This is a genomic window from Mesorhizobium sp. M1A.T.Ca.IN.004.03.1.1 (genome assembly GCF_003997555.1).
Taxonomy (GTDB): Bacteria; Pseudomonadota; Alphaproteobacteria; order Rhizobiales; family Rhizobiaceae; genus Mesorhizobium.
This window is the reverse complement of the sequence record NZ_RZTV01000375.1, coordinates 1-268: the sequence shown is the minus strand read 5'-3', so window position 1 is coordinate 268 and position 268 is coordinate 1. Positions and strand designations below refer to the sequence as shown.

Annotated in this window: 1 pseudogene; it reads right to left on the bottom strand. The window is 52.6% G+C overall.

The features are described 5' to 3' along the window. Positions 1 to 190 (bottom strand): annotated as a pseudogene (locus EOD29_RS32045) (uridylate kinase); the annotation flags it as partial. Positions 191 to 268 lie beyond the last annotated feature (78 nt).

Here is a 268-nt window from a genome sequence, read left to right as displayed (position 1 = left end):
GCGTTGCTTCCCTATTGACGCCAAGCACGGTTGATTTCAGCTCGTCGGTCATTCCAGACATTGCGCTGACCACGGCAACTATCTTGCTTCCTCCTTCAGCTCGCAGCTCAGCTAAATACCGAGCAACTCGGGCATAATGGCAAGGGTCTCGAAAACTCGAGCCCCCGAATTTGACAATAGTCGTCTTCATGATTCACCGATCAAATTTTTGGCGATCGCAAGCTGTGCGATGAGGAGTGCGTTGAGTGCGGCCCCAACCTGAACGTTG